At 55.2% G+C, this 12,662-nt stretch carries 12 protein-coding genes and 1 tRNA gene; 10 read left to right on the forward strand and 3 right to left on the reverse strand.

What is annotated here, in order from left to right; genetic code table 11:
* Positions 1-3 precede the first annotated feature (3 nt).
* Genes sufC through Abor_RS02515 form a run of 6 tightly spaced genes read left to right on the forward strand, consistent with a single transcriptional unit; the run spans position 4 to position 4,677 of the window.
* Positions 4-774 carry a Fe-S cluster assembly ATPase SufC gene (sufC, locus tag Abor_RS02490; protein ID WP_048840241.1) on the forward strand — a complete coding sequence of 257 codons (771 nt, stop codon included), beginning with the start codon at positions 4-6 and terminating at the stop codon, positions 772-774.
* Positions 771-2,054: a Fe-S cluster assembly protein SufD gene (gene sufD / locus Abor_RS02495; RefSeq protein WP_048840242.1), complete on the forward strand. Its 1,284-nt coding sequence runs from the start codon at positions 771-773 to the stop codon at positions 2,052-2,054. The genes sufC and sufD overlap by 4 nt, the downstream gene beginning before the upstream one ends.
* A gap of 2 nt (positions 2,055-2,056) precedes the next feature.
* Positions 2,057-3,310, forward strand: a complete 1,254-nt coding sequence (locus tag Abor_RS02500) for a cysteine desulfurase (protein ID WP_048840243.1) — start codon at positions 2,057-2,059, stop codon at positions 3,308-3,310.
* On the forward strand, positions 3,307-3,777 hold the full coding sequence (gene sufU / locus Abor_RS02505; RefSeq protein WP_181014194.1) for a Fe-S cluster assembly sulfur transfer protein SufU: 471 nt from the start codon (positions 3,307-3,309) through the stop codon (positions 3,775-3,777). The genes Abor_RS02500 and sufU overlap by 4 nt, the downstream gene beginning before the upstream one ends.
* Complete coding sequence (locus Abor_RS02510; protein ID WP_048840244.1) at positions 3,764-4,288, forward strand: SUF system Fe-S cluster assembly protein; 525 nt, start codon at positions 3,764-3,766, stop codon at positions 4,286-4,288. Before sufU ends, Abor_RS02510 begins: the two co-directional genes overlap by 14 nt.
* 17 nt (positions 4,289-4,305) lie before the next feature.
* The gene (locus tag Abor_RS02515; protein ID WP_048840245.1) at positions 4,306-4,677 is read left to right on the forward strand and encodes a HesB/IscA family protein; all 372 of its coding nucleotides are present in this window, start codon (positions 4,306-4,308) and stop codon (positions 4,675-4,677) included.
* Here the strand turns inward: Abor_RS02515 and Abor_RS02520 are convergent.
* From Abor_RS02520 to Abor_RS02530, 3 genes are all read right to left on the reverse strand, one after another.
* Positions 4,622-5,956: a class I SAM-dependent RNA methyltransferase gene (locus Abor_RS02520; protein ID WP_048840246.1), complete on the reverse strand. Its 1,335-nt coding sequence runs from the start codon at positions 5,954-5,956 to the stop codon at positions 4,622-4,624. The two genes, Abor_RS02515 and Abor_RS02520, sit on opposite strands and share 56 nt — an antisense overlap.
* Positions 5,957-5,958: 2 nt before the next feature.
* Positions 5,959-7,977, reverse strand: a complete 2,019-nt coding sequence (locus tag Abor_RS02525; protein ID WP_084594326.1) for a DEAD/DEAH box helicase — start codon at positions 7,975-7,977, stop codon at positions 5,959-5,961.
* 169 nt (positions 7,978-8,146) lie between these two features.
* Positions 8,147-8,602: a membrane protein gene (locus tag Abor_RS02530; protein ID WP_048840247.1), complete on the reverse strand. Its 456-nt coding sequence runs from the start codon at positions 8,600-8,602 to the stop codon at positions 8,147-8,149.
* 177 nt (positions 8,603-8,779) lie between these two features.
* On the opposite strand from Abor_RS02530, the gene Abor_RS02535 reads away from it, so the two are divergent.
* The 4 genes from Abor_RS02535 to Abor_RS02550 all read left to right on the forward strand — a co-directional run bounded on the left by Abor_RS02535 (position 8,780) and on the right by Abor_RS02550 (position 12,627).
* Positions 8,780-10,246: a bifunctional ADP-dependent NAD(P)H-hydrate dehydratase/NAD(P)H-hydrate epimerase gene (locus Abor_RS02535; protein ID WP_048840248.1), complete on the forward strand. Its 1,467-nt coding sequence runs from the start codon at positions 8,780-8,782 to the stop codon at positions 10,244-10,246.
* A gap of 37 nt (positions 10,247-10,283) precedes the next feature.
* Positions 10,284-10,368: transfer RNA gene (locus Abor_RS02540), tRNA-Leu, on the forward strand.
* Positions 10,369-10,461: 93 nt separating this feature from the next.
* Positions 10,462-11,793: a trigger factor gene (tig, locus tag Abor_RS02545; protein ID WP_048840249.1), complete on the forward strand. Its 1,332-nt coding sequence runs from the start codon at positions 10,462-10,464 to the stop codon at positions 11,791-11,793.
* A gap of 168 nt (positions 11,794-11,961) precedes the next feature.
* Positions 11,962-12,627 carry an ATP-dependent Clp protease proteolytic subunit gene (locus Abor_RS02550; protein ID WP_179193593.1) on the forward strand — a complete coding sequence of 222 codons (666 nt, stop codon included), beginning with the start codon at positions 11,962-11,964 and terminating at the stop codon, positions 12,625-12,627.
* Positions 12,628-12,662: the final 35 nt, after the last annotated feature.

The raw sequence follows: 12,662 nt of genomic DNA on the forward strand, positions 1-12,662 counted from the left end.
GACATGACCCAATTTTTGGATATTTCCGGTCTGTGCGCCCGGATTGATGCTGACGGGCAGGAAAAAGAAATTCTGCGCGGTGTAGACCTCAGCATTCCACCGGGTGAAGTGCACGCCATTATGGGGCCAAATGGCTGTGGTAAGTCTACCCTGTCTTACGTTCTGGCTGGGCGTGAAGACTATGAAGTAACCGCGGGCAGCGTGACCTTTCATGGTAAAGACCTGCTTGAAATGGAGCCAGAAGAGCGTGCTGCGGCTGGCCTGTTTTTGGCTTTTCAGGCACCTATTGAACTACCCGGCGTTAATAATGCCAACTTCTTGCGTACAGCCGTCAATGCCGTGCGCCGTGCCCGTGGGCAGGAAGAGCTGGATGCCGTAGCCTTTCTGAAAACCGCGCGTGAGGCCGCCAAGGCGCTTTCTATGGCGCCAGACATGCTGAAACGTAACGTCAATGTTGGCTTTTCAGGCGGTGAGAAAAAGCGCAACGAAGTGCTGCAAATGACCCTGCTGCAACCGTCTTTTGCTATTCTGGATGAAACAGATAGTGGGTTAGACGTTGATGCCCTGCGCATTGTGGCCGAAGGCGTTAACCGTATGCGCTCACCGCAGTTTTCTGCGCTGGTTATTACCCACCATAAGCGCCTGCTTGATTACCTGAAGCCAGACCGTATTCACGTTATGGCAAAAGGCCGCATTATTCATTCTGGTGGCCCAGAACTGGCCGAGCAGATTGATACCGAAGGGTACACCCGCTTTCTTGCGGAGGCCGCGTGAACGCTGTGACCAAAGACACTAAAGCCACGTTGCAGCCTTTTCAGCCCCGGCTAGACGCCGTTAAGGGGCTGGAGCGCACGGCGGCTTTGGGCGCTTTACACCGGGTAGGTCTGCCAGACCGCCGGGTGGAAGAGTGGAAATATACGGGCCTGCGCTTTTTAGCCGAAACCCCGTTTGCAGGCCCTGTGCGTGCGTATGATGCAACATGGGCGCAGGCAGAGTTACAGCGCCTTGGCGTAACAGCAGGTGTTGGGGCTGCTCTTGCCCGTTTGGTGTTTGTAAATGGGTATTACGCACCAGACCTGTCTGTGTTGCCTGAAGGAGTGTCTGTTGCGTTTTTTAGCAAAACAGGCAGCTTTGGCCCGTTGGCTTGCCCAGACAGAGAAGCCCTAACAGCCCTGAACACAGCTTTGGCAGAAGATGGGGCGCAAATTAGCGTGCCAGCCGGAGTAGATGGTGGGCATGTGCTGCTGGTATCGCTTGGGCAAGCTCAGGCGGGAGCGCCGATTTCTTTCCATCCACGGCACAGCGTGCATGTGGCTGAAGGCGGTAAGCTGCGCTTAACCTGCATACAGGGCGGGCAGGGGCGTTACCTGCATAACCCCGTGCTAGAAGTAAGTGTTGCTGCCCGCGCAGAGCTCAACCACCTAACCATTCAGTCTGAGAGTGATGAGGCCGCCAGTCTGGCTACTCTGTATGCCCAGATTGATGAGCGCGGTGCGTATAATAGCTTTGTGCTGGGTGTTGGGGCAGCTTTGGCCCGGCACGAAGTGCATGCCCGTTTGAGTGCGGCCCATGCGCAGGTGCATGTAAATGGTGCCCAGCGCCTGCGTGCTAAACAGCATGGCGATATTTCAAGCGTTATTACCCATGCGGCCCCAGACTGCATTTCGCGCCAGACGGTGCGTAATGTGCTTGATGGGCAGTCGCGCGGGGTGTTTCAGGGTAAAGTTCTGGTTGAGCGCATTGCGCAAAAAACCGATGGCTACCAAATGAACCAAGCTCTGCTGCTATCTGAGCACGCAGAGATTGACGCCAAGCCAGAGCTGGAAATTTACGCTGATGACGTGAAATGCAGCCATGGCGCCACAGTTGGTGCGCTGGACGACGACCAGATGTTTTACCTACGCAGCCGTGGCGTGCCAGAAGCAGAAGCCCGGCAAATTCTGATCCATGCGTTTTTGGAAGAAGCACTGGATCTGATAGCCGACGAAACAGCCCACGCTCTGAGCGCACATATTATGGCCACACGTTACCCGCTCAGCGGGGAGGAGGCATAAGCATGTCTGTAGGGCACCATACCACGCAGCCGCAGCAGGCTTTAGAGAGTTCTGCCATTCGTGCGCAGTTTCCCATTTTAGGTGAAAAAGTGCACGATAGGCCGCTGGTTTTTTTAGACAGCGCGGCCTCTGCTCAAAAACCTAATGCAGTTATTGATGCCATGGCCGATACCATGCGCACGCAATATGCCAATATTCACCGTGGCCTGCATTGGATGAGCGAGCGCACAACCGAAGCGTATGAAGGTGTGCGCGACCTAGTTGCGGGTTTTCTTAACGCTCCCTCGCGCGAGGAAATAGTTTTTACCCGTAACAGTACGGAAGCCATTAACTTGGTGGCGTATTCTTATGGTGCGCTGCTTAAGCCGGGCCAAGCCGTGGTGATCTCTGAAATGGAGCACCACGCCAACCTTGTGCCGTGGCAAATGCTGCGTGACAGAGCAGGTATAGAGCTGCGTATTGCCCCCATTACCGATGCGGGTGATCTGGATATGGACGCCTTTAAGGCCTTGTTGTCTGATGGCAACGTGGCTTTGGTGGCCATAACCCATATGTCTAACGTGTTAGGTGGCGTTACACCGGCAAAACAGATTGCCGACCTGGCGCATGCTGCCGGGGCTTTGGTTTTGTTTGATGGCAGCCAGTTTGTGGTGCACCGCAAAACGGATGTGCAGGCTCTGGGCGCAGATTTCTACACCTTTACGGGCCACAAGCTCTATGGCCCCACTGGCATTGGTGTGTTGTGGGCACGCAAAGAACTGCTAGAGGCCATGCCACCTTTTATGGGTGGCGGAGACATGATCTCTACCGTTACATTCGAGCGCTCTACGTGGGCCAATGTGCCACACAAGTTTGAAGCAGGCACCCCCGCCATTATTGAAACAATTGGCTTGGGTGCTGCCATTTCTTGGGTGGAAAGCATTGGTATGGACGCCATTGCCGCACACGAGGCAGGACTGACAGCCTATGCGCTTAAGCGGTTGCAAGATGTGCCGGGCCTGTCTGTTGTGGGTAACCCACAGGACAGAGGGGGCGTGGTATCTTTTACCATGCAAGACGTGCACCCGCACGATCTTGCAACCTTGTTAGACCGCAACGGTATTGCCATACGGGCAGGCCACCACTGTGCCGAACCCCTTATGCGCCGCCTTGGCCTAACCGCAACAGCGCGTGCCAGCTTTGGTATTTATACCCTTAAGCAAGAAATTGATGTGCTGGCTGACACACTGATACGCATAAGGGACTTCTTTGTGTGAGTGACGTAATAGAGGGGGCAGCACTCTATGACCGGCTTATTGTGGAGCGCTCACGCACACCACATTTTGCTGGCCGGATAGAGCAGCCCGATAGGGTTGGCGAAGGTAAAAACCCCCTCTGTGGTGATAAAACACGGGTGGAACTTGCCCTGACCGATAACCATATTAGTCAGGTACGCCACCAGACCCGTGGCTGCGCTATTTGTCTGGCTGCAGCAGACCTGATGGCAGAACGTATTACCGGCCTAAGCGTACCGCAGGCACGAGAGGTAGGGCAGCGTTTTTCAGCCATGTTGGTGCAAGAGACAACTACACCGCCCGGCCACATAAGTGGTGGGCAACAAGAAACAGCCGCATTGGGGCAGCTAGAAGCATTTGCCCCTTTGCGTGCGCATCGGTCTCGGATCCGGTGTGCGGAACTGCCGTGGGTCGCTTTGAAGGAGGCGCTTGTTCATGTCGATATCTGAAAAGGTGCACACTCCTGATACGGTGGAAGCGCAAACAACGCCTACACCACAGAGCGGTGAAACCGTACTGCATGCTGACCAACCCCAGAGCAGCGCAGAGCAGGCCAAAGTAGAAAGCTGGACACCAGAGGATGACAGCGCATTACAGGCAACGCAGCCTGCTGGTGCTGGTGCTGGTGCTGGTGCTGGTGCTGGTGCTGGTGCTGGTGCGGTGGATGAAGACGCTGTAATTGCCGCCATTGCCACCGTGCATGACCCCGAAATACCCGTAAACATTTACGAGTTGGGGCTTATTTACGCCATAGAACTCTTTGATGATGGCCGGGTTAAGGTGGAAATGACCCTGACGGCCCCGAACTGCCCCAGCGCGCAGGAACTGCCGTTGCAGGTCAAAGACGCAGTTGAAAAAGTGCCGGGTGTTGCCTCTGCATCGGTTGATGTGGTGTGGGACCCACCGTGGGATATGTCGCGCATGAGCGATGAAGCCCGCCTTGCACTGAATATGTTTTAACAGGAAAGGACGGAACCATGTCTCAGGCAACTGTTGCGTCATCACCTGCCAAAAGGGAATTGCCGCCGCTCATGCGTTTGTCAGACGCAGCGGCTAGGCAGCTTGAGCATCTTTATAAAACGGCACATGCAGGCCAAACCCTGCGTATTTCTGTCACCACAAAAGGGTGCTCGGGCAAAGCATACGACATGCAATTTGTTGATGCGCCGGAACCCGGTGATGATGTGGTGAAAGATAAAGGCCTTACCCTGCTGGTTGACCACAAGGCTGTGCTGTTTCTGATTGGTTCAGAAATGGACTTTCAGCAAACAGACCTTGAGGAAGGGTTTGTGTTTAGCAACCCAAACGAGAAGGGCCGCTGCGGATGCGGCGAGAGCTTCCATGTGTAAAGCCGCATACGGCTTCTACTTCGGCTGACCACAAAAACTGGTCAACAACCTGCACGCTGGTTAGGCTGTAGCCTGCGGCGTGCAGCACGGCGGCATCTGCCACCAATGCGGCCGGGTTACAGCTTACATAAATAACGTGCTTGGGTTTACCGTTGGCAAGCTGCTTCATTTGCAGTTTGGCGCCGGCATGTGGGGGGTCTAGTACCACCACTGCCGCGTCGCTTAGGTCTTTACCCATTATGGGTTGGCGGTTTAGGTCGCGGCAGAACACCTCAAGCCGCATACCGCCAGAAGCCGCTTTTAGGGTGGCGGCTGCGGGTGGGTAACCCTCATAAGCCAAAACGCGCTGGCGTGTTGCTAATGGAAAGCTGAGCGTGCCACAGCCTGCATACAGCTCCATAATAACATCACGCTTGGCCATTTTGGCGGGTAGGGCAGCTAAAACGGCTTGCTGTATCCATGCCTCGCTCTGCTGGGTGGCTTGTAAAAAAGCACCAGCCGGAGGGGCAACAGAAACCTCACCAAATTTATGGAAAACAGAGCCGCGCTGCGCCACGGTCTCGTAGGCCTCAGACCCGCGTTGGTACCAGTTAATACGCGGTGCCATGAGTGTACTGGCTAAAGCTGCTAGCCGCGTGCGGTCGGCACTGGTGAGGGCACCATCGGTTGAAAACAAAATATCCAAACCCGAATCGAGCAGGTTTATTTTGATTTCACCAGCTTGGCGGAGCCCTTCAAGGCTACGGAGTGCTTGGCGGAGCACTGGCAGGGCCTCAAGAATTTTGGGGTGCATAATAGTGCAGGTGGTCAGGTCAACCACATCTCCACTATTGCGGGCATGCAGGCCAATAATCAGCTCTTTGCCGTTGCGCCTAATTGCCAGATCAACACGGCGGCGCGAATGGGGAGGCACCTGATGCTGCTGGATAGCAGGTAGTTGCGTAAAACCGGCCTTGGTTAGAGCATGCTGCACGCGCTCTGTTTTCCAGCGCAGCAAGGCCGAGGGAGCCATATACTGTAAAGTGCAGCCGCCACACCGTTCAAACAACGGGCAAGGGGGTGTGACACGCTCATCAGAGGGCGTAGTAACGGCCTCTACGCGCCATTTTTTTGCGTCTGTGCTGGCAATGCGCAGCGTTTCGCCGGGTAGGGTGCCAGGCAGGTGCACAACGGTGCCATCTGCCAGTTTTGCACAGCCATCGCCTTGGGCAGCAAGATAAGCAACAGTAACGACCTGCTCTTGGGGAGCAGGCCGTGTATTATTTTCAGGTTTTGTCACTATCAGGCGTGCTTTATCGAGCCATCGTCTGAGACAGACATATCAGCCGTAGGGGTAGGGAGGTCAGCCAATATGGTTGTGCGGCGCGGTAGTTGCATAAAAGCGGGTATATCGCGCCCAAAGCCAAGCACATCTCCCGCAGGCATGGGCGGGGCTTCATCACGCATACGCTCACGGTAGGGCTTTTGCTGCGTGGCGTTGCTGTTACGCTGCGGTGCTGGGCGGCGGGTATTCTGGCGCTCTTCTGCCACAGGGGCTGGTGCAGCATCTTGTGCTGGGGCCTCTTTGGCGGGTGTACGCTCTTTGTGCTGTGCATCGCGGCGGGGGCGTTCTGGGCGGCCACGCTGGTTGGTGTTGTTACGTGGTGGGCGTTTTTCGTCCGTCCAGTCTAGCTGTTCCAACCCGTCTAGTTCTAAGCGCGGAATTGGCTTGCCGGTCAGGGTTTCAATGGCTTCAGCCAAGGCTTTATCGTAGGGCGTTGCCAAACTGTATGCGTGGCCCTTACGCCCTGCACGGCCTGTACGGCCAATGCGGTGCACATAGTCTTCTGCATGGAAAGGCAGGTCGAAGTTAAAAACGTGCGACAGGCCGCCAATATCAATACCGCGTGCGGCAACGTCAGAGCAGACTAGTACCTTTAACGCGCCATTTTTAAATTTTTCTAGCGTGGCAAAGCGGGCAGACTGCGGCAGGTCACCATGTAATGCGCCCACGGCAAAACCGTGTTTGGTGAGCGAGCGCGTCAACACGTCTACATCGCGCTTGCGGTTACAGAACACAATGGCATTTTGCAGCGATGGGTCGCGTAGCAGGCGGCGCAGAGTGTCGCGCTTGTTGTATTCATCAACCACCACAAGGCCGGTCTCAATGGTCGTCGCAACGGACGATTCGCGGTTGACCGTTATTTCCTTGGGGGCATGCAAAAAGGCATCTGCCAGTTTACGAATGGCCGGGGCCATTGTGGCAGAGAAAAACAGGGTTTGCCGGTTAAGTGGCAGCAGGCTGACAATTTTTTCGATATCGGGAATAAACCCCATATCCAGCATACGGTCTGCTTCATCAATAACCAGAATACGGGTTTGGGTTAAGAGCAGCCCACCCCGCTCAAACAGGTCTAGCAGGCGGCCGGGGGTGGCAATAAGCACATCAACCCCACGGTTTAGCACCTCTTTTTGGTCTGCCATGCTCTCACCGCCAATCAGCAGGGCATGGGTTAGCTTAAGGTGCTTGCCGTAATTAACAAAGTTTTCTGCAACCTGTAGAGCCAGTTCACGGGTTGGTTCCAGAATAAGGGAGCGGGGCATGCGTGCTCTGGCCCGCGAGTCGGAAAGAATTTCCAGCATAGGCAGCGTGAAAGACGCGGTTTTACCTGTGCCTGTCTGGGCTACACCAAGCACGTCTTTGGCCATTAAAATAGCCGGAATAGCTTGTGCCTGAATGGGGGTGGGGTGGGTGTAGCCCATTTCCGCAATGGCACGCAGAATCGGTTCTGACAGCTCAAGACTTTTAAAGGTCGGCTTATCAGTTTCAGGTATTTTGGGGGCTGGAGCGGCTTCCACTTCCTCTGGTGCTACAGCAGCAGGGGCTTCCTGTGGGGCCTCAGCAATAACCACGGTTTCTTCCGGGGTCTCTGGCACGGCTGCCTCTGCTGGAGCAGGGGCTGCTTTTTTACGTGTGGTTGTTTTACGCACAGGTGTTTTGCGTGCGCGGGGCGCTGCTTTGGCAGTTTTGGGGGCTGCTTCTGGTGCTGCCTCTTCTGCCGCAACTTCGGCCTCGGCAATGGCGTCTACCGGCGCAACGGTTTCTGCTTTTTTTGCAGCAGCCGTTTTGCTTTTGGCAGGGGCGCGCCGGGTACGTGTCGTTTTTTTGACAGGTTTAGCCTTTACGGACTCGTCTTGTAGCCCCTCGGCTTCAACAACATCGGGTACGGCTTCCACCTGCGTGTCAGAGGATGCCACGGTCGTTTTTGTACGACTGCGAGCTGTTGTTTTGCGGGGGCGTGCGGGCGTTTTGGCTGTCAATATGCTCTCGGGAGTACATCAGTCATTATGAAGCATGAACCGACTGGCCCTGCTTTAGCCCCGCGCCAGAAAACTGGCGCAAGGTCATAAACTGAAGCCGGTCAGGCGAATGCTCCGATAAAGGGAATTCCCGGCAGAATCAAGTTTTCGCGCACAGCATTATGCTGTTTTACGCAAAAGGGTGCCCCATAGACGCAGCCAGAATGGTCAGAACGCCTAATGCTACAATAACCAGAACCTGCTTGCGAATGGAGTCGAAAGTGGCCGGTTGGGGGCGGATCGCACGCCGCACTTTCTGATAAGGCCCCATCATAACCCGTACAAATAAAAGCGCCATAATAAGGCCTAAGCCTTGCATGACGTTGGTTGTCCATGGTGCTGCGGCAAACCCGCCTTCATGAATAATCATGAGCCAGCCAGTAATCAGGGCTGTAGGCACAACATGGGTGAGCATTTTGAAAAAGCGGTTGAGTGTCTGCAAATGCACAGAGTTGCGTTGCGTTGTGTCCAGCAGGTTTAGGCTGGGGCGCAAAATAATGGCTGCGTAAGCACCACCGCCTATCCAGACAACAATGCAGATCAGGTGAAGCGCCAGAACAAGGCTCCACAAAATAGAATGAGACATGCAGACTCCGCTTTAACGAAAAAACCAAAACTGGTTTTGAGGGCTTTTTAAAGTACCGCACCACGGGGGCTGCAAGGGCAGGTGTGGCGCAGGGTCATGCTGCTTGATTGCCAAGCTGTGCTCTGGGGTGCAAGCCCTGAGTGTGTGCCTGTGTTTTACACATAAAAGAGGTGAGCCATGCCTGCTGCATTTTCTCTTGCTGTCTATACCCCCGCTGAAATGGACGAAATTGACAGGCAGGCAGCAAAAATAACGCCTGTGGCCACGTTGATGGAGGCCGCAGGGTGGGCTGTGGCGCGGGCTATTAAGCAGCGTTTTAAGCCTTGCCGTGTTTTGGTGCTGTGTGGCCCCGGTAACAATGGTGGAGATGGCTATGTGGCTGCCCGCTATTTACAGCAGGCGGGCTGGCCTGTGGGTGTGGCGGCGCTTGCTGCACCCACAGGCCCTGCGGCACAGGCAGCGGCCCGCTTTGCGGGGGTACATGTGCCTTTTAGTGTGGCTGAAGTGCAAAGGGCCGATCTGGTTATAGATGCCGTATTTGGGGCAGGGTTAAGCCGCCCAGTGGGCGGACCGGTTGCAGATGTACTTGCCGCTGCCCGGCGTGTGGTGGCGGTTGATGTGCCCTCGGGCATTGATGGCGCAACAGGGCAGGTAAGGGGTATGGCCCCTAAAGCCGAACTGACTGTTACGTTTGTGCGCTTTAAGCCTGCGCACCTGCTTTACCCAGCGCGCGAGTCTATGGGGGCTTTGGTGTTGGCTGATATTGGCATGCCTCAAAGCGTTTTGCGGCAGTGCTCAGCGCAGATGTGGCATAATGTGCCCGGCCTTTGGTGCCTGCCTGTGCTTACCCCCGAAAGCCATAAATATACGCGCGGTGTTGTGAGTATTTGTGCCGGTGGCGTTATGCCGGGGGCGGCACGGCTTTGCGGTGGGGGGGCGCGCGGTGCTGGCGCCGGGCTTGTAAGACTGGCTGCAGGGCAGGCCGCACCCGCGTACCGCTTGGGGGCGCCCGGTTTGGTGGTTGATGATGCCCCCCTTGAGCGCTTGCTTGAAGATAGCCGCCGCAAAGTATGGGTGTGCGGCCCCGGCCTGACAGAAGAGGAAGTGGAGGCGGCCCTGCCTGCTCTGGTGGCCGCAAAACGCACGATTCTTGCTGATGCTGGAGCACTGAGCGCTTACGCTGGGCGGCCAGAAGGGTTGCGTGGCGTTTCTGTTATTACGCCGCATGTGGGGGAGTTTGCCAAGCTCTTTGGTGCGCCCACGCCAGACCCGGTTGCGGCTGTAAGAGCCGCTGCCCGGTTGTTGGGGGCGGTTGTGGTGCTTAAGGGGGCTACAACACTCATTGCCGCGCCAGATAGCAGGGTGGCACTTAATACCCATGCGACTCCCGCTTTGGGTACAGCAGGCTCCGGCGATACGCTTGCGGGCATTATTGCTGCACTGCTGGCCGCCGGTATGCCGCAGTGGGATGCCGCCGCCGCTGGTGTCTGGCTGCATGGAGAGGCCGGATTACAAGCCGGAGCTTGGCCTTTAGCCGAAGATCTTGAGGCATTTTTGGGGGCTGCGCGGGTTAAGGCAACGCAGGCTCAGAATATTTTTATGAAAGATAATGCAATCAGCATCTTGCCGGGAGGCTCGCACTAGGTTAATTGCAGCCAACTTGCGACGGGGCATTTGCCGTGCGGGCGTGGTGGAATTGGTAGACACGCCAGATTTAGGTTCTGGTGACGCAAGTCGTGGGGGTTCAAGTCCCTCCGCCCGTACCAATTTTCAAAAAATTGGTGGCCCCGTCCTGTCCGCAGCAGCCTTTCGGCACGATGCGGGATTTTTAAGTTTGTACCGAAAGGAAGGCCTGGCCGATGCAGGTTACCGAGACCCTTTCCGAAGGGCTGAAGCGTGGTTTTACCATTACCATTCCGGCAGCTGATCTTGATGCGAAGCAGGAAGCTCGCCTTAAGGAAGTTGCCGCGGGCCTGAAACTCCCCGGTTTCCGTCCGGGTAAAGTGCCTGTGTCTATTGCACGCCAGCGTTATGCTGATGCCGTGCGCGCAGAAGTGCTTGAGCAGGCTGTTTCTGAAGCGCTTAGCTCCACATTGGATGAACGCGGTCTCCGTCCTGCTGGTCAGCCTAAGGTTGATCTGGTTTCTGGGCAAGAGCAGGGTAAAGACCTTGAGTTCAAGGTTGAAACCGAAATTCTGCCAGAAATTACAGTGCCAGACCTGTCTGACCTGTTTCTGACACGCCTTAAAGCCGTTGCTGGCGACGAAGCCATTGATAAAGTTGTGGCCGACATTGCTAAGCGCCAGCGTAACTTTGAAGTGGTTGAAGAAGTCCGTCCGTCCGTTAAGGGTGACGTACTCACAATCGACTTCGTTGGTAAGCGCGATGGTGTTGCTTTTGATGGTGGCACCGCTGAAGACGTGAACGTTGAACTGGGCGGCGAAGGGTTTATTCCCGGTTTTGCTGAACAGATCGAAGGTATGCAGCCGGGTGAAGAAAAAGTTATCACGGTAACTTTCCCTGAAAACTACGGTGCAGAAGAGCTTGCTGGTAAAGAAGCAACGTTCGACATTAAGGTGAAGGCTCTGAAAAAAGCCGTTGATGCACCGATTGATGACGAACTGGCTAAAAAGCTCGGTTTTGAAACCCTTGAACAACTGCGTGACCTTGTGCGCAAGCAGGTTGAAGGGGAATACGAACAGCTGACACGCCTGCGTATTAAGCGTGACCTGCTGGATGCTCTGGCTGCCAAAACCAACTTCGAAGCACCAGAAGGCATGGTTGACGCTGAGTTCAACCAGATCTGGCAGCGCGTTGAAGCTGACCGCAAAGCGGGTGAGCTGGACGAAGAAGATCAGGGCAAAGACGAAGAAACCCTGCGTGCTGACTACCGCAAAATTGCAGAACGCCGCGTAAAGCTGGGTCTGCTGCTTGCTGAAATTGGCCGTAAAAACGCTATTACCGTTACCAACGACGAACTTGGCCGTGCCATGCGCGCAGAAGCAATGCGCTATCAGGGCCAAGAACAGCAGGTGTTTGAGTTCTTCCAGAAGAACCCGCAGGCCGTTGAATCGCTCAGAGGCCCAATCTTTGAAAACAAGGTTGTGGACTACCTGATCGAACTTGCGAAGGTGGAGGACAAAGAAGTCACTCCAGAAGAGTTGTCGGATATACCGCCAGCTAACATCTGAGCCTTTTGTGTCCCGCCAGTGTGAACTGGCGGGACACTCTTTTTCAGACTGTTTTTCTTTTCCGGGGTGGCATATTGCCACATTATCTCTATCTTGAATAAAGAGTGCCCAAACAACCATCCGGTTTTGGCCGGGTGGGTTTTGGGTTTGTGCAGGTTTTTTACGGGAATGACTAACATGAGGGATCGTGATCCCGTTGAGATTTTCAGCAACGCTATGGTGCCAATGGTGGTCGAGCAGACCTCTCGTGGCGAGCGGGCATTCGATATCTTTTCCCGCCTGCTGCAGGAGCGCATCATTTTTCTGACAGGCCCGGTCTATGATCAGGTGGCCTCTCTTATCTCAGCGCAGCTTCTTTACCTTGAAAGCGTAAACCCCACGAAGGAAATTTCCTTCTACATCAACAGCCCCGGTGGCGTTGTGTCTGCGGGTTTGGCTATCTATGACACCATGCAGTATATTCGCAGCCCCGTAAGCACGGTGTGCATTGGGCAGGCCGCCTCTATGGGGTCTTTGCTGCTGGCTGGTGGTGAAAAAGGGCGGCGGTTTGCGCTGCCAAATGCGCGTGTCATGGTGCACCAGCCTTCTGGTGGGGCGCAGGGGCAGGCGAGCGATATCGAAATTCAGGCCAAGGAAATTCTGATTATCCGCCAGCGCCTGAACGAGATTTATCGTGAGCATACAGGCCAAACGCTGGAAGATATTGAGCAGAAGTTGGAGCGTGATAGCTACATGTCTGCCGATGAAGCAAAAGCTTTTGGTATTGTGGACAACGTAATTACGCACCACAAAGCAACCGATGACACGGCTAAGAAGGATAAAGACCATCCTTAATCTGGTGTACAGTGACATTCCTGCTACAAAGTGGG

This window comes from Acetobacter orientalis, from assembly GCF_000963965.1.
GTDB classification, from domain to species: domain Bacteria; phylum Pseudomonadota; class Alphaproteobacteria; order Acetobacterales; family Acetobacteraceae; genus Acetobacter; species Acetobacter orientalis.